The sequence below is a fragment of the Pullulanibacillus camelliae genome (genome assembly GCF_014642655.1).
GTDB lineage: Bacteria > Bacillota > Bacilli > Bacillales > Sporolactobacillaceae > Pullulanibacillus > Pullulanibacillus camelliae.
In genome coordinates this window covers 18,270-34,269 of the sequence record NZ_BMIR01000020.1, presented here as the reverse complement: position 1 = coordinate 34,269, position 16,000 = coordinate 18,270, and the positions used below count along the sequence as shown (strand labels likewise).

The following is a 16,000-nucleotide window of genomic DNA, read 5'->3' as shown; positions in this document are numbered from 1 at the left end:
GGTGTATGGACGTGCAATCTATCCAATCCACTCTGAGAAGAATGGCTGGTTCTCAGTCTATTGCAGAAAAAAATAATAAGCTGTTACAAGCGCTAAAAGAGCATCCCAAGCTTGTCGCGTTTTTACAGGTTCATCCGGCCGTTACCGATGAACAATTATTAAAAGGATTACCAAAGGTGTATGAATATGTGGAGGCCAGTCATTCCTGCGAAGCATGCCAAGGGCTGGCGAGCTGTAAGAATCTACTCAAAGGCTATCAACCAGAGCTTTTTATAGATAAAGGGGCGCTGGCGATCACGTATAAACCGTGCCGCATGTTGGAAGAGGATGAACAGAAACGGCGTCAGGCCTCTCTTCTTCAAGGGCTCTATGTACCTAAAGATGTTCTTAAGGTGACCTTTAAAACCATCGATATAAAAGAAAGAGGCCGTCATGATGCGTTAGAGGCAGCTGGGCGTTTTGTTGAGGGCTATAGTCGGAATCCGAGCGAGGTCAAGGGGCTTTATCTCCACGGAAAGTTTGGGGTCGGCAAGACTTATATCATGGGAGCGATCATGAATGCACTTGCTGAGCAAAAAGGGGTAGAATCCCTGATGGTTTATACGCCAGACTTCTTTAGGGAGCTAAGAGGGGCGATTCAGGAAAATACGCTGAATGAAAAAATCGAGTATCTACAAAAAGTGCCTGTATTGATTTTAGATGACATTGGCGCGGAAAATATGTCGCCATGGGTACGCGACGAGGTATTGGGCAGTATCTTGCAGCATCGCATGATGGAAAGCTTGCCCACCCTGTATACGTCCAATTATGATTACGATGAGCTAGAAGAGCACCTATCCTATTCAAACAAAAGCGGAGTGGAAGAGCTGAAAGCGAAGCGATTGATGGAACGCATTCGTTATTATACGGTGTCCGTTGCAGTTACTGGTGAGAATAGGCGAGCAGTTGACAATCGATAAGAGCGGATGAGGAGCAGAGGAATCTGCTTCTTTTTTTTGTCATCTTTTTTGGACAGGACCCATATAGTGTTTACATAGGGGAAAGGAGGGTCTCTGTTTGATCTTGATGACAATGAATTCAAGTCATGAAGCCGTTTCTTTATATCGTTTTCTTTATTCTCGTTTTGCAAACACGATAGGCATCAAGCGACAACATGAAGAGATTGAGCTCCGTTTTACGGAAGGGTTATCAGAGCATCTTAAGAGCGAATTGATTGATAGCATGACACAATATATGATTGACTTTTACGAAGAGCGTTGGATATTACATATGATTCAGGAATCATTTTATTTTACTGATGAAAGTGATCAGCACGATATTCTTGATATTGTGAAGGCCATTTTTGACGGGGAGAAATCTGAACTGCCAAAGGTTGATCGTTTGCCTTCTCGACAACAGATCATGCGTAAGGTGATTGAAGAAGTACTCGTCGATCACTCATCCTTCAGCTTTAAATCTTTAGAAACCTTTCGTTTAAATGATTATTTTGAATGCTTGATGGAAACGATCGAACTGGCCATCGATGAATTTAAGCTTCAGCAAGAATATGCGGTTTTTGTTGATAAGCTGAGAAAGATTGTAAAAACTTATAAACCGCTCCATCATACCGTTTATGCTGTTGATAATGATAAGGCTGGCTACTTACTTTATGATAGTAATTATCAGGTGGTTGAAGCCCCTCCAACCGTGCGCTCATTTTATCCACTTTTAAAACAATGGGGGGTGGAAACGCAGCCTTCACTTCTACTGACGTTGATTGGTCTTGCTCCTGTGACGATTAATGTGTTTACAAACAGAGAGGATCATGGCATGATGCACACGCTGCGCAAAGTATTTGAAGAGAGTGTCCACTTTTACTCTTTAAAAGAGGCGGAAAAATTAGGATTGCTTTTCACCGGTTAAGCGGGTATAATACCTTACATAACTTCATCGTTTGAGAAAAGCAATGAAAAGGACAAGGATTTGGGTCCCTCTACTTTCAGAGAAGGAATGGCGCTGAGAATTTCCTAGTAGAACGCAAATTCACCACCTCTTGAGCTTTGTCAGTGAACACGACTTTTGTGATAACTGACAACGGTACAGCCGTTATCAACACTTCGAGCCACAGGACTAAGCGTCCTATGGAAAGAAGGGTGGAACCACGAGCTAAGCACTCGTCCCTTAATTTAGGGATGGGTGTTTTTTAATTTTTAATCACAAGTGAAAGGAAGTGCGGCATATGTCAGAAATGCTAAAAATTATGTTTCCAGACGGAGCGGTTAAGGAGTATCCGGTCGATACAACCATAGAAGACATTGCAGGCAGTATAAGCCCAGGGCTGAAGAAGCAAGCCATTGCCGGTAAATTTAATGGTCAAGTCATTGATCTAAGGCGTCCATTGACTGAGGATGGCGCTATTGAGATTTTAAAGGAGGATGCGCCTGAAGCATTAGATGTTTTAAGACATACGACGACACATGTCATGGCACAAGCAATTAAACGCTTGTATGATGATGTAAAGCTGGGCGTTGGTCCGGTCATTGAAGAAGGGTTTTATTATGATATAGATATGCCTGATTCCTTGTCCGTTGAACAGTTTGGAAAGATTGAAAAAGAAATGAAGAAGATCATCGCTGAGAACTTAGAGATCAAGCGTGAAGTGGTCAGCCGTGACGAGGCACTTGAGCATTATAAGGCGATCGGTGACGAATATAAGATTGAACTGCTGTCAGCCATTCCTGCAGGCGAAACGGTGACATTCTATCGTCAAGGTGAATTCGTCGATTTGTGCAGAGGACCTCACTTAGCCTCCACGGGGAAAATCAAGGCCTTCAAACTGTTAAGTGTGGCAGGGGCGTATTGGCGTGGCAATAGTGACAATAAAATGCTACAGCGGGTCTATGGGACGGCCTTCTTTAAGCAAAAGCAGCTTGAAGAGCATTTGCATGAATTAGAGGAGCGCAAGGAACGGGACCATCGCAAGCTAGGAAAGGAATTAGACCTTTTTACGATTTCTCAAGAAATTGGACAAGGCTTTCCAGTTTGGCTGCCTAAAGGAGCGACAATTCGCCGCGTGATTGAGCGCTACATTGTCGATAAAGAAATCCAACACGGTTATGAGCACGTCTACACGGCAAATTTAGCAAATGTTGAGCTTTATAAGACAAGTGGACACTGGGATCATTATCATGAAGACATGTATCCAATCATGAAAATTGATAATGAAGAATTGGTGCTTCGCCCAATGAACTGCCCGCATCACATGATGGTTTACAAGCATCAATTGCACAGCTATCGTGATTTACCAGTTCGTGTGGCAGAACTGGGAACGATGTATCGCTATGAAATGTCTGGAGCGCTTGCCGGCCTACAACGCGTGCGGGCGATGACGTTGAATGATGCTCATCTATTCTGTCGTCCAGAGCAATTGAAGGACGAATTCATCAATGTTGTTCGCTTGATCCAAGAAGTTTATAAAGACTTTGGCATCAATGATTACTATTTCCGTCTCTCCTATCGTGATCCTGAAAACACAGAAAAATATGTGGATAATGATGCGATGTGGGAGCTTGCCCAATCAAAATTGCGTGATGCCATGGATACGATGGGGCTTGATTATGTGGAAGCTGAGGGAGAGGCCGCATTCTACGGACCGAAGCTTGATGTCCAGGTACGTACGGCACTTGGTAAAGATGAAACCCTCTCGACGGTGCAATTGGATTTCCACTTACCTGAGCGCTTTGAATTAAGCTATATAGGAGAAGATGGTGCAGAGCACCGACCTGTTGTCATTCATCGCGGGGTTGTCTCCACAATGGAACGCTTTGTTGCCTTTTTGATTGAACAATATAAAGGCGCCTTCCCAACCTGGTTAGCTCCAGTCCAAGCCAAAGTGATTCCAGTAGCAGGCGTGCACCAAGACTATGCGAATAAGGTCGCTGAAGCCCTTCGTAAACAGCTTGTTCGAGTCGAAGTGGATGAGCGTGATGAGAAGATCGGTTATAAAATTCGTGAAGCGCAAACAAAGAAAATTCCTTATATGCTCGTTGTTGGAGATAAAGAAATTGAGACTCAAAGTGTTAATGTCCGGCAATATGGAGAAAATGCTTCCGAATCGATTCGTCTTGAAAGCTTTATCCAACAGATCAAATCAGAAATTGATGAAAAAAGATAAATGCAACAAGGAAAAGACTGCCGGAGCACCTCGCTCGGCAGTCTTTTCTCTTTGCTTCACTTCTTCTCAAATAAAAGCCTCTTTCACATTGTTTTTTAGAATAGACCCTTCTAGAGAAAGTCAAACTACGAGCAACACCTATTTTTTTCACAAATTTGTCCTTTCTGTATAAACATATTATAATAAGTGTGGTAAAATCACTTTGGATTATCGAAGTGTTTAACGCTTAAAATAAGGATTTTAGTGTATTTTCTGTCTTTTGTTTATGTATTTTTCAGGTGTACATATGTATGTTTAAAATACAATGCTTTTATTCGAGGAGGGGCGCTGATGAAAAGAATACTCATCACCGGTGCAATGGGGCAAATTGGCTCGGAACTAACAACACTATTAAGAAAGACTTATGGTGAGGAGAATATCATCGCAACAGATATTCGAAAAAATGACAGACCTGTTGCGACATCGGGTATCTTTGAGACACTAGATGTTACCAATCAAAAGGCAATTTATGAGTTAGCCAATAAGTACCATGTTGATACAATAATTCATTTAGCTGCACTATTATCGGCAACAGCTGAGAAGCATCCTCTAACTGCCTGGCATTTAAACATGGGGGGCTTGGTGAATGCTTTGGAAGTCGCACGTGAATGTCAGTGTCAGTTTTTTACACCGAGTTCCATTGGAGCTTTTGGTCCTTCCACTCCAAAAGATTTGACACCACAAGACACCATTCAGCGGCCTACCACAATGTACGGCGTAAATAAAGTCGCTGGGGAATTGCTATGTGATTATTACTATCATAAATTTGGTTTAGATACTCGTAGTGTACGTTTTCCAGGCTTGATTTCTTATGTGACCCCACCTGGTGGCGGTACAACTGATTATGCTGTAGATATTTACTATCAAGCCATTGAAAAAGGGAGTTATACCTCTTACATCGCTGAAGGAACTTATATGGATATGATGTACATGCCCGATGCTTTACAGGCGATCATCATGCTGATGGAAGCCGACCCTAGCAGATTGGAGCATCGCAACGCCTTTAATATTACAGCGATGAGCGTAGCTCCAGAGGATATTGCAGCTGAGATTCAAAAGCATCTGCCTCACTTCACATTGGATTATGCTATCGATCCAGAGAGGCAAGCGATTGCTGAGAGCTGGCCAAACGCATTAGATGATCAGGCGGCGCGTAAGGAATGGGGCTTTAACCCTAAATATAATTTGGAAAACATGACGGTAGATATGTTACAAAAGCTTCGTGTTCGGGAAACATTGAAATAAGCAATAAAGATAGTTTAAAAGGCAGGTTTTTGGATGAAAAAAGAAGAAGAGCTACCGTCCCATTTTTCTACAGAAACGCAAGATGAAGACTTTTGGCGGCACCATGTGACCCTTCATAATCGGTATGAATGGCTCCACATCATCAATGATATTGTGATTGCGTTATGGTTTTTAATTGGGAGCTTCTTATTCTTTTTTGAACAATATCAAACGGCAGGGACCTGGCTATTTGTCATTGGCAGCGCGCAGATGTTGATTCGTCCGCTGATTAGAATAGCGCATAAGCTTCATGTTGGTGATCGTGATACGCGAAATATTCATTTTTAGGCTGAGTGATGGATTTAACTCGATAAACAAATGAGTCTATATGTGGTGTGGCTAAGGCATTTGCCTTATGTTGTGATGCTGCTGATATCTTTTTAGACATACAGCTGGGATAATCTTTACTTTTTTATTTTGGTTTAGTATAATGAAAAAGTGAGTCGAAAAGCCAAGGGCTTGCATGATTCCTTTTATCATGGTATACTGGACAAAGAATTGAATAGCGACGAACAAGAAGAGGCGCCCGGCTTCTCACCTGATCGACGTAAGATTTTACAGTTGACTGGTTTTATTCTTTAATGATGCTGAAATAATAGCGTGGGCGTATGCCTGCGCTTTTTTACTTTCATTAAAAAATAATATCTCTTGTATGAGATTTGTCTTGCCGGACTCGGTCGTCGGCTCAAATTATTTTGGAGGTGGCTCGATATTAGCAAAGATATGTTTGTCAATGAGTCCATTCGTGCGAAGCAAGTTCGTTTAATTGGTCAAAACGGGGATCAACTCGGAATTAAAACCAAGAGTGAAGCATTGGATATGGCAAAAAATGTGAATCTTGATCTTGTCCTCGTTGCCCCTAATGCGAAACCGCCAGTATGCCGCATTATGGACTATGGTAAATATCGCTATGAGCAACAGAAGAAAGACAGAGAAGCACGTAAGAAGCAAAAGGTTATCAACGTTAAGGAAATTCGTTTGAGTCCTACCATTGAAGAACATGACTTCAATACGAAATTGCGTAATGCCATTAAATTCCTATCCAAGGGAGATAAGGTTAAAGCATCGATTCGTTTCCGTGGACGTGCGATTACCCACTCTGAGATCGGCCGCAAAGTGCTTGAGCGTTTGGCTGAAGAGTGTAAAGAAGTCGGTACCATTGAGGCAAAGCCGAAAATGGAAGGCCGCAGCATGTTTCTTATTTTAGCACCAACGAACGAAAAGTAATTTGTTAGGAGGACGTACTCATGCCAAAAATGAAAACCCATAAAGGGGCAGCGAAGCGTTTTAAGAAAACTGGAAAAGGTAAATTGAAGCGTAGCCACGCTTATACAAGCCATATGTTCCGTCATAAAACACAAAAGCAAAAACGTAAATTGCGCAAAGGCGCTATCGTTTCCAGCGCTGATGAAAAACGCATCAAAAATTTACTTAATAACTAATACAAGCGATGTCTGCGTAGAAGCATCGTTAAAAATGGATATTTTCAGGAGGTAGTTACACATGGCAAGAGTTAAAGGTGGTTACGTGACGCGTCGTCGTCGCAAGAAAGTATTAAAACTTGCTAAAGGTTATTATGGTTCAAAGCATAAATTATTCAAGGTTGCTCAGCAACAAGTCTTCAAATCCTTACAATATGCATACAGAGATCGTCGTCAACGCAAACGTGATTTCCGTAAGCTTTGGATTGCGCGTATTAATGCAGCAGCACGAAATAATGGCATTTCCTATAGCCGTTTAATGCATGGCTTAAAAGAGGCTGGTATTAACGTCAATCGTAAAATGCTTGCTGATCTTGCTGTCAATGATGCTCAAGCTTTCACACAGCTTGCGGAACAAGCCAAAAAAGCGATTAATGCTTAAAAAACTATAAAGCGGATCATTCATTTTGAGTGATCCGTTTTTTATGCTATCTGAGAGTATAAAGCAATCTTGTCTACTGCCATTGAAGAGTGGTCGTGAACGCCTTTATTCTGATAACTAAGGTAGTGATGTGTCTTTCCGTCAACAATTTTGTAAAGTGGCTGGTCAGATACATAGTGATAAAGGAAGCTTATGAACGGGTGAATTTGGAATGGATTTAAAAGTGGGGCTGGGGCTCTATCTCGTTCTCATCAATCTCTATGGCTGGTTGGTGATGGCGATCGACAAACGGAAGGCCATGCAAGGACACTGGCGAATTTCTGAGCGCCATTTATGGTTAGCTGCATGGTGCGGCGGGGCTTTGGGAGTGCTTATCGGGATGAAGCTGTTTAGGCATAAAACGCGCCATACCTCCTTTCGAATCGGCGTTCCTTTCTTGAATATGGGGCATCTCGTTCTTTGGGGCATGGTCTTTTTAAGAATCTTGTAGGAGCAGACGCATAGGAGATTGCCATACTATCTCGGCCTCGGGGTAACGCATATAGAGATGGCGTTCAATCTCATATAAGTCCTCTCTTCTCCAGTGTGCCAGGCTGGCTACTGTTGACCGAAGCTCGAGTGTGATGGTATGGACGGCAATGGTTTTGTCGACGTCCTCACCGATCACGTCATAGATGCATTGTCCAGTAAAGTCGGCCTTTCGATAGCGAATCGTAAGATGGCCAGCCTGCTCTTCGATTGTCACCTGCTCTTTTTCATCAAGAGCAGGTGCTGCCTGCTTCTTGTAAAAGCGTGCAGCAGCATAGACGATACAGCCGAAGCCAGCACCTATAAAAATGTATAAGAGTACATTCATTACGCATCACCTACTTAATATATACGATACTCTAGTGCAAACGTTTCAAGCAAATGATATGGAGGAGAGTTAATTGACGTGGTTAAATGCATTATATGCAATACAAAAACAGTTGGATGAACATATAGAATCCCAGCATAATCTTAAGGAGCATAACCTTGTAAAAGAAAAAATGCTCGCTTTTTTTGTTGAGCTTGGTGAGCTTGCCAATGAAACACGTTGTTTTAAATTTTGGAGCTTAAAGCCTCCAGCCTCCCAAGAGATTATCTTAGAAGAATATGTGGATGGTATTCACTTTTTATTGTCTCTAGGACTTGATTTAGGCTATACAGATGTGTCGGCAATCCAATTAGAAGCCGCAGAAGATAACTCTGTAACTGAACAATTTCTTACTGTTTTTCGGGCAATGACTGCTTTTAATGAAACTCAAGAATATGATCAATACCTTGTTTTATTTACTGAATTCTTGTTATTAGGACAGCTCCTTGGCTTTGATGGGGAACAAATTCAACAAGGATATTTTAAGAAAAATGAGGTAAATTATAAGCGTCAACAGGAAAATTATTAAGCTTAAAGATTGTGACAATATCCGCTATTTTGTATAATAGTTTCGAAAGACGAAATAAATATGCGGTTTGACCAGAGGTTTAAACGCGAAGAAATGATCAAATCACAGATACAGGAGGAATAGTGGAATGACAGAACTCGATGCAGACTTGCAAATGCTTAAAGCGCTAACCGATGCTAAAGGGATTCCCGGAAATGAACGCGAACCCCGCGAGGTCATGAAGAAGTACATACAGCCTTATGCTGACGAGATTACTTATGATGGTCTAGGGAGCTTAATCGCTAAGAAGACAGGTAAAGAAGGCGGACCAAAGCTGCAAATTACCGGTCATTTAGATGAAATCGGCTTTATGATTACAAAGATTGATGATAAAGGGTTCTTACGTTTTCAAACCGTAGGGGGCTGGTGGGAACAAGTCATGCTGGCTCAGCGTGTTTCCGTTGTGACTAATAAAGGTGTGCTAGCTGGCGTAGTAGGTTCTAAACCCCCGCATATCCTTCCAGCTGAAGAACGTAAAAAGCCAGCGAATATGAAGGATATGTTCATTGATATTGGTGTTGCAAGTCGAGAGGAAGCCCTGGAAGCCGGCGTACGGCCTGGAGATATGGCTGTTCCTGTCTGTGACTTTACGGTTATGGCGAACCCCAAGTATTTGATGGCAAAAGCATGGGATAACCGCATTGGTTGCGCAATTGCTATTGACGCTTTAAAAGCCTTGAAGGATGTTGATCATCCAAATGTTGTTTTCGGTGTCGGAACCGTTCAAGAGGAGGTCGGCCTACGCGGTGCGCAAACCTCTGCACAGTTTATTCAACCTGATATTAACTTAACGGTAGATACAGGGATTCCCGGTGATACACCAGGAATCAGTGAAAAGGATGCCAGTGCTAAAATTGGGGAAGGACCACAAATCATCATTTACGACGCCTCCATGGTGGCGCATAAAGGATTGCTCGATTTCGTAACAAGCATCGCGGATGAGCAAGGGATTCCTTATCAATATGAAGCCATTCCAGGAGGAGGAACGGATTCAGGTCGCATTCACTTAACAGGAAAAGGCGTACCAAGTCTCTCCATTACGATTGCAACACGCTACATCCACTCAGCAGCTTCAGTCATCCACCGAGATGATTACGAAAATGCTGTCAAGCTTGTTGTCGAAGTGGCTAAACGCCTAGACGCAGAAAAAGTAAAAGACATTACTTTTGGATAATGGGGACAGGTTCCTTGTCCCAGCTATTAGAAGTCTACCTCAAGTGGGGTAGGCTTTTTCTATATTGTCAGTGGATGGTTCCGAAGCAGTGAAGGGTTAGCCAATTTTTTAATCAGAAGGAAGGAATGAATAATAATAATTTAACTTGCTGCGATTTGTGGTGAATTTCTTCTGAAAGTTGGATCTATACATCGTTTTAATTCTAGATCGTTTTTCCGCTATGGTACCCTATGTTGTCTCCATTAGGCAGTTAAAACATCTTTGGCCCCACATTTGAGGATAAAGAAGCTATAAATAAATGAAAAAGCGATCTCTTTATCTTATCTTTACATGGCTATAATATATTTAAGGTTGATCCGATTTTTATATGAATGTCATAATGTTTTCTTTCTTAAATGGAGGGCAAAGATGCAACAAACAATTCTTATTGTTGAAGACGAAGATATCCTACGTGAAGTACTCAAGGATTACTTTCTAAATGAAGAATACCAAGTTTTAGAAGCTGCAGATGGGGAAGAAGCTTTAAATATTTTTCAAGAAAAAAAAGTACATTTAATCATTCTGGATATTATGCTTCCAGTGCTTGATGGCTGGTCTGTCTGCAGACGTATTCGCAAAGTGTCAAATGTGCCAATTATTATGTTGACTGCCCGAGTAGATGAGGATGATACTCTACTCGGATTTGAATTAGGCGCCGATGATTATGTGACTAAACCGTATAGTCCACCAATTTTATTAGCTAGAGCCAAACGGTTGTTAGAAAGCGGGCGCTATAAAGATGTAAACTCAAAAGAGACAATAGTCCATCAGGGCATTTGTGTTCATATTCCTTCGCGGACGGTTACGGTTAATGGGGAACCTATCCATTTAACACACACGGAATTTGAAATTTTAACATACTTAATGCGAAATCAAGGTATTGTCATTACGCGAGAACAATTAATCATGAAAATTTGGGGCTATGAATTTTCTGGCGATGAACGGACGGTGAACACCCATATGCGAAATTTGAGAAATAAACTTGAGGATCAATCAAAATGGGTTAGAACTATAGTTGGCATGGGGTATAAATTTGAGGGCAAAGCATGAAAAATCGAATTGTTATCAAGTTATTTTTATTAACAACTGCTTTGTGCATGTTTATTTTAGCGACCATTCTGTTTGGACAAATCTACTTTTTTAAAAAATATTATGCGGCACGAAAGGTTGAAGATATGAAAGCAAGTATCACTGCTTTCAAAAAAGCATATTTGCAAAGTAGTGGAAAGTCGCAAGTCATACAAAAGCTGGAACGAGATTTTTATCAAAATAAACGTTCATGGATAGTGCCCTTAGATCAATATGGAAATTTAGTCGATGCCAATGGTTTTGATTTAGAGATCCAGCTGGCAGCTTCCGAATTAAGAAAATTTCCAGATGAAAATATCCGTTTTCCTATGGATTATTTGGTTGATAAAGAGGAGTCAACAAATATAGCCTCTTTATTTCCAATCGGGATGAAGGTCAGTGCCTATGGTATTAAAAAAGGAAAAACCTTTATCCCTTATGCACTCGGAAAATTAGGAACCTTTCCTCCGGGGACATTGGGAGCCTTGACGCCTGCTCAATTGCAAGATCTGACAGGGCAGTCTTTTTGGGAAAATAAGATTTTGGAAAATGAGGTTGGGAAACGACTTTATAAGCAAGAGGATAGCGGGCCAAAGCCACAACCACAACGATCAAAACAAGAGGATAGAAAGAGCAGGAGCGGGATTTCAAACCAAAATACTCAAAAGGATTTAACAGCGCAAACGATAAGATTGAATGGTACGATCAAAAAAGTAAATGAGTCGAAGGTGGACGAGACACTGCCGTATTCTAATGACTTATTTTTAAATCGAATGAAGACCTTTCAAGCTCAACTATTGTTTAATAATGTTACGTATAACTTTAATTCGTTTTATGTGCTTAATTATGAAAAAAACGATAATAAATACAAGATATTCATTCAACCTTTTGTTGATAAAAATGGTCAGACGCTCTATCTTTTTTCTATGACCTCCTTACAACCTGTTGATGAAGCTGTACAAATGCTTAAGGATTATTATGTTTATATTACTGGTTTTGTTCTTCTACTCATCTTGTTTACAGCCTTTTATTATTCAAAAAAAATTGCCAATCCGTTATTACGAATCAACCGAATTACTAAAAAAATTGCAAACCTTAACTTCTCGGAAACGGTTCCGATCACTTCAAAAGATGAAATCGGGGATCTTTCTCGTAACATTAATTTACTTTCGCGTACTTTACACTCTCATATTACGCAATTACAGCAAGATATTGAGAAAGAGAAGCGACTTGAAAATACTAGAAAGGAATTCATCGCAGGGGTTTCCCATGAGCTAAAAACGCCGCTCAGCATTATGAAAAGTTGTATCACCATTTTAAGGGATGGTGTGGCCAAGCATAAAAAAGGGTATTACCTTGAAGCATTAGATAAAGAGGTTGACAAAATGAATGTCATGGTGATGGATATGCTTGAGTTGGCTAAGTTTGAGTCAGGGACTTATAAAATGAAGATGGATCCTTTTTATATTAATAGGGCCATTGATTCGGTTTGTGAACAACTACGTTTGGAGATGGAAAATAAGGATCTTACAATTCAAAAAGTCATTCAACCTATTGAAGTGGTTGCTAATCGACATCGGATTGAACAGGTTCTCACGAATTTTTTGACCAATGCTATTCGCTATACACCAAAAGGGCATGACATTATCATTACAACAGAAGAAAAGGCCGACCAAGTTAAAGTGGGCGTTGAGAACAAGGGGACATATATTGATCCCGAGCAAATTCATAAGGTATGGGATCGATTTTATCGTGGTGATGCCTCGCGGAGGCGGTCAAAAGGTGGAACAGGATTAGGTCTAGCCATTTCTAAAAATATATTGGAAATGCATCATGTGATATATGGAGCAGAAAATACGGACGATGGTGTCCTATTTTATTTTCACTTAAATAAAAAATAACCTGAGAGACTTATGAGGACTTTAAAGGGATAAGGGTTTCAGACTTCTACTCACCTTTCTTCTGAACGACTCCGGGACAATAATATCTATTTTCATCGTCGTTGATGGCTATAGGTTCATACTTTAAATAAAACCATTAGTATTATCTTCAAATCGTCAATTCCAATCTATTTATGGAATTGGCTTTTTTTGTAACGTCAGAATTTATGACTTAGCAGAAGACCTTATAAGTGCAACTTTGGCTTTTGCCATTAAGGCTTGGCGGAAGCCAAGTTTTTCTCATCTCGTTTTCTAAAACTGCTAATAATCGGTGTTTGACTCCTATCAAAACAATTTAATAGGGGGAAATTGTACATCTTCATGTAATCTTTATCTCACCTTAACATTATGTTTTTTTGCATCTATTACTCTAGTGTACAGAAGAAAGGAGGGAGCCAGTGAAGCATTCAAGACAGCATAGAAGGCAGCAGCGTGTGAACATCTATTTGAAGACATGGTCTATCTGTTTCATTCTATTAGCTGCTACTGGTTTGTTAGGTTATTGCTTTATACATTTGATAGCCATGAATAAATATACGAGCAGTGAACGTGCAGCGAGCGAACTTCAACGGAACACTGAAGTAAATGGAGAGCACAGTGCAGGAAAAACAGAAGATACTTTTGGAAAGGCGAATAACAAAGTGATCTATTTGACCATAGATGACGGCCCATCATCTGCAACAGGCCGTATTTTGGATGCATTACAAAAGGTAAATGCGAAAGCGACCTTTTTTATGCTAGCGCCGCATATTAAAGTACATCCTGAGGTTGTTAAACGCATGATTCGTGAAGGAAATGGCGCTGGGCTCCATGGTGTAACCCATGTAGCAGAACACTTCTATCATTCAAAACAAACCGTTCTAGATGAAATAAGTGAAGATCAAAAGACACTTGAAACAGTCGCAGACTATCACTCCGTTCTTGTTCGAGTTCCCTATGGAAGTGTTCCTTATTTGATTCCTTCTTTTAGAAAAGCATTGGACAGTCAGGGGTATAAATTGTGGGACTGGACCGTTGATAGCAGAGATTGGGAATTGTCAAATGGAGGATTCGTGGAAAGCACGATTAATCAAATTCATAAGGTTGAGAAAGATGGCGAGAGAACGGTTGTGTTATTGCATGATAGAGAAGAGACGGCAAAATATTTGCCACAGCTTTTGAGTTATTTATCAAAACAGGGATATCAAATGAAGAAAATTGATGCCTCTGTAAAACCTATGCACTTTCATTGCTATGATCGCTGCTACAGCTATAAAAAGAAGGCTCGTTAAAAAGGGCTAAAAGAATGCTATTAAGATAGAAAGAAGGCTAAGGATGAGAAAAAGAATTTTAATTGGGTTTGTTATTATACTTTCATTATTCCTACTAGGGGCTTGTGGAAATGATGCTCAGGATCATTTTAAGCGTAATGGTAACATGAAAAAAGAAGATCATCAGACTACAGAAGTCTTTAAAGTCGTCATTGATCCTGGGCATGGGGGACAAGATAAAGGAACTACAGGAGCAGATGGTCGATATGAAAAGGATTTCACTTTAAGTTTAGGAAAAAAGGTTGAAGGACTATTAAAAAAGGAACAGGGGATTAAAGTATACATGACAAGAGAAGACGATGATTTTATTTCGCAAACGAGTCGCTATCGGCCAAATTATGCTAATAAATTAAATGCAGATCTCTATATTTCCATTCATGCGAATGCTTTTACTGATTCAACAGTCTCAGGCACTCAAACGTACTATTATCATGCAGGCTCTCAAGCGTTTGCTAAAATCCTCCAAAAACACATCGCAAAAGCAACAGGGTTTCCAGATCGCGGTGTTAAAAAAGAAGATTTATTTGTTGTGAAGGATACAAAAATGCCCGCAGCGCTAGTTGAAGTTGGATATTTGACGAACCCACATGACGAAGCTAAAATGTTTGCTGATAACTTTCAAAAGCATATCGCAGATTCAATGGTTAATGCCATTAAGGAATATAAATCTCAATCTAGTAAAAAAGGATTTTTTTTGTGAATTCGAATATGTTCCAGGTCGCCGCATCAGAAGTCTTCCGTGCATGGGAAGGCTTTTTTCTTCTTATGCGATTTAAAGTGAAATTAAAATAGAAAATAACGCTATCTTTATAATGAATGATTATTAAAATTTGTTAGACTTTTATGTTAAAATAAATTTCGGGAATGACTGTTGATAGGAAAATGGCGTTTACTTTATTTATGCTGAGTGACTAAGCTAAGGGGGATCATTTGAATATTGATTATCTATTTCCTACCTATCAACCACTATCAACGGAGATGAAGTGATGAAAAGATTAGTGATTATAATCGTAGGTAAAACCCATAGCGGGAAAACGACTTTTGCAAGAGCTTTAGAAAAAGCCTTAAAACATTCGTTTGTTATGGATCAAGATAATCATGCTGAATTTATCAATACCTTTTATAGGAATCTACTACCAGAAAAAGGCGCAAACACACTTAAACATGCCCTTTCAAAGTTGATTGTTGATTATGCGAAAGAAAACACTAATTTTCATTTTATCATTTGCAATTCCAATTGCAGTCGAAAAGGACGACGATACATGCTTGAAGAGTTGTTTAATAAAGAGGCCTTTCTTCGCATTTTGGTTCATTTTGATATTCCGGATCATGTCCTTCAAGAACGGGTAAGAAAGAGCGAACGCAATACCAATATTTTTAGAGGGGCTTACTCCTCTTTTCAAGAAGTGCTCACCCGCCAACAGGCGGAATCACTAAAAGAAGATGTCACGGCCCCTATAGAAGGCGAAGCAGACTATTTATTTACTATCCAAGGTAACGCAGACGCCGATGCTGTGATTAAAAAAATAGTTCATATTGCTGAAGGGTTATGAGTGAAGCATGAATGTAGATAACATTCAAATGTTAACACCAATTTTAGAAAAGGGTGGGCATTTTTTAGGTGCCTTTGGTAAAGACAAGCTAGTGGGAGTCGCGATATTGGGAGG

At 40.3% G+C, this 16,000-nt stretch carries 17 protein-coding genes and 1 other annotated feature; of the genes, 16 read left to right on the top strand and 1 reads right to left on the bottom strand.

Annotated features, from left to right (window positions below; all coding sequences use genetic code 11):
* Positions 1-11 precede the first annotated feature (11 nt).
* The 9 genes from dnaI to IEW82_RS16330 all read left to right on the top strand — a co-directional run bounded on the left by dnaI (position 12) and on the right by IEW82_RS16330 (position 7,829).
* Positions 12-959: a primosomal protein DnaI gene (gene dnaI / locus IEW82_RS16370; RefSeq protein WP_188696993.1), complete on the top strand. Its 948-nt coding sequence runs from the start codon at positions 12-14 to the stop codon at positions 957-959.
* Positions 960-1,065: 106 nt separating this feature from the next.
* Positions 1,066-1,902 (top strand): sporulation protein YtxC, encoded by an 837-nt coding sequence (gene ytxC / locus IEW82_RS16365; RefSeq protein WP_229672707.1) that lies wholly within the window; start codon positions 1,066-1,068, stop codon positions 1,900-1,902.
* Between the two features lie 34 nt (positions 1,903-1,936).
* Positions 1,937-2,164 (top strand) — a binding site (T-box leader).
* Between the two features lie 54 nt (positions 2,165-2,218).
* Positions 2,219-4,153, top strand: coding sequence for a threonine--tRNA ligase (gene thrS / locus IEW82_RS16360; RefSeq protein WP_188696986.1), 1,935 nt, complete (start codon positions 2,219-2,221; stop codon positions 4,151-4,153).
* Positions 4,154-4,483: 330 nt separating this feature from the next.
* The gene (locus IEW82_RS16355) at positions 4,484-5,437 is read left to right on the top strand and encodes an L-threonine 3-dehydrogenase (protein ID WP_188696981.1); all 954 of its coding nucleotides are present in this window, start codon (positions 4,484-4,486) and stop codon (positions 5,435-5,437) included.
* 33 nt (positions 5,438-5,470) lie between these two features.
* Complete coding sequence (locus IEW82_RS16350; RefSeq protein ID WP_188696978.1) at positions 5,471-5,764, top strand: YrhK family protein; 294 nt, start codon at positions 5,471-5,473, stop codon at positions 5,762-5,764.
* A gap of 435 nt (positions 5,765-6,199) precedes the next feature.
* A complete protein-coding gene (infC, locus tag IEW82_RS16345; protein ID WP_188697160.1) occupies positions 6,200-6,703 on the top strand; it encodes a translation initiation factor IF-3 in 504 nt (167 codons plus the stop codon).
* Between the two features lie 20 nt (positions 6,704-6,723).
* Positions 6,724-6,918 carry a 50S ribosomal protein L35 gene (gene rpmI, locus IEW82_RS16340; RefSeq protein WP_188696973.1) on the top strand — a complete coding sequence of 65 codons (195 nt, stop codon included), beginning with the start codon at positions 6,724-6,726 and terminating at the stop codon, positions 6,916-6,918.
* 61 nt (positions 6,919-6,979) lie between these two features.
* Positions 6,980-7,339, top strand: coding sequence for a 50S ribosomal protein L20 (gene rplT / locus IEW82_RS16335; RefSeq protein ID WP_188696970.1), 360 nt, complete (start codon positions 6,980-6,982; stop codon positions 7,337-7,339).
* A 211-nt stretch (positions 7,340-7,550) separates the two neighbouring features.
* Positions 7,551-7,829 carry a DUF1294 domain-containing protein gene (locus tag IEW82_RS16330; protein ID WP_373285730.1) on the top strand — a complete coding sequence of 93 codons (279 nt, stop codon included), beginning with the start codon at positions 7,551-7,553 and terminating at the stop codon, positions 7,827-7,829.
* Here the strand turns inward: IEW82_RS16330 and IEW82_RS16325 are convergent.
* A complete protein-coding gene (locus IEW82_RS16325) occupies positions 7,815-8,195 on the bottom strand; it encodes a hypothetical protein (protein ID WP_188696967.1) in 381 nt (126 codons plus the stop codon). The two genes, IEW82_RS16330 and IEW82_RS16325, sit on opposite strands and share 15 nt — an antisense overlap.
* 73 nt (positions 8,196-8,268) lie before the next feature.
* Here IEW82_RS16325 and IEW82_RS16320 point away from each other — a divergent pair, with 73 nt between their 5' ends.
* From IEW82_RS16320 to IEW82_RS16290, 7 genes are all read left to right on the top strand, one after another.
* Positions 8,269-8,763, top strand: coding sequence for a dUTP diphosphatase (locus IEW82_RS16320; protein ID WP_188696964.1), 495 nt, complete (start codon positions 8,269-8,271; stop codon positions 8,761-8,763).
* A gap of 127 nt (positions 8,764-8,890) precedes the next feature.
* On the top strand, positions 8,891-9,976 hold the full coding sequence (locus tag IEW82_RS16315) for a M42 family metallopeptidase (RefSeq protein ID WP_188696961.1): 1,086 nt from the start codon (positions 8,891-8,893) through the stop codon (positions 9,974-9,976).
* A 408-nt stretch (positions 9,977-10,384) separates the two neighbouring features.
* On the top strand, positions 10,385-11,065 hold the full coding sequence (locus IEW82_RS16310) for a response regulator transcription factor (protein ID WP_188696958.1): 681 nt from the start codon (positions 10,385-10,387) through the stop codon (positions 11,063-11,065).
* Entirely contained in the window at positions 11,062-12,984 is a 1,923-nt protein-coding gene (locus IEW82_RS16305; RefSeq protein WP_188696956.1) for a sensor histidine kinase, read from the top strand. Before IEW82_RS16310 ends, IEW82_RS16305 begins: the two co-directional genes overlap by 4 nt.
* A gap of 437 nt (positions 12,985-13,421) precedes the next feature.
* Positions 13,422-14,294: a polysaccharide deacetylase family protein gene (locus tag IEW82_RS16300; RefSeq protein WP_229672700.1), complete on the top strand. Its 873-nt coding sequence runs from the start codon at positions 13,422-13,424 to the stop codon at positions 14,292-14,294.
* 43 nt (positions 14,295-14,337) lie between these two features.
* Positions 14,338-15,033 (top strand): N-acetylmuramoyl-L-alanine amidase family protein, encoded by a 696-nt coding sequence (locus tag IEW82_RS16295; RefSeq protein WP_188696953.1) that lies wholly within the window; start codon positions 14,338-14,340, stop codon positions 15,031-15,033.
* 286 nt (positions 15,034-15,319) lie between these two features.
* A complete protein-coding gene (locus IEW82_RS16290; protein WP_188696950.1) occupies positions 15,320-15,886 on the top strand; it encodes an ATP-binding protein in 567 nt (188 codons plus the stop codon).
* Positions 15,887-16,000: the final 114 nt, after the last annotated feature.